This is a genomic window from Citrobacter sp. wls829 (assembly GCF_005280825.1).
Lineage (GTDB): Bacteria > Pseudomonadota > Gammaproteobacteria > Enterobacterales > Enterobacteriaceae > Citrobacter > Citrobacter gillenii.
Genome location: NZ_SZWP01000060.1, coordinates 1 through 732, shown reverse-complemented (window position 1 = coordinate 732; position 732 = coordinate 1). Strand labels below are relative to the sequence as shown.

The 732-nt window shown below is 54.6% G+C and carries 1 protein-coding gene; it reads right to left on the bottom strand.

The window, feature by feature from the left end; translation table 11 throughout:
* Positions 1 to 677, bottom strand: a protein-coding gene (locus FDW88_RS12330) for an IS1-like element IS1B family transposase (protein WP_235832493.1) whose coding sequence is annotated in 2 segments (ribosomal slippage) — positions 1 to 428 and positions 428 to 677 — 678 coding nt annotated over the 2 segments. Because the reading frame shifts where the segments join, the coding sequence is not laid out codon by codon here. This gene is flagged as partial in the annotation.
* Between the last annotated feature and the right edge of the window lie 55 nt (positions 678 to 732).

Sequence of the window (732 nt, the reverse complement as noted above, 5' to 3'; positions counted from 1 at the left end):
CAGATAATGCCCGATGACTTTGTCATGCAGCTCCACCGATTTTGAGAACGACAGCGACTTCCGTCCCAGCCGTGCCAGGTGCTGCCTCAGATTCAGGTTATGCCGCTCAATTCGCTGCGTATATCGCTTGCTGATTACGTGCAGCTTTCCCTTCAGGCGGGATTCATACAGCGGCCAGCCATCCGTCATCCATATCACCACGTCAAAGGGTGACAGCAGGCTCATAAGACGCCCCAGCGTCGCCATAGTGCGTTCACCGAATACGTGCGCAACAACCGTCTTCCGGAGCCTGTCATACGCGTAAAACAGCCAGCGCTGGCGCGATTTAGCCCCGACGTATCCCCACTGTTCGTCCATTTCCGCGCAGACGATGACGTCACTGCCCGGCTGTATGCGCGAGGTTACCGACTGCGGCCTGAGTTTTTTAAATGGCGGAAAATCGTGTTGAGGCCAACGCCCATAATGCGGGCAGTTGCCCGGCATCCAACGCCATTCATGGCCATATCAATGATTTTCTGGTGCGTACCGGGTTGAGAAGCGGTGTAAGTGAACTGCAGTTGCCATGTTTTACGGCAGTGAGAGCAGAGATAGCGCTGATGTCCGGCGGTGCTTTTGCCGTTACGCACCACCCCGTCAGTAGCTGAACAGGAGGGACAGCTGATAGAAACAGAAGCCACTGGAGCACCTCAAAAACACCATCATACACTAAATCAGTAAGTTGGCAGCATCACC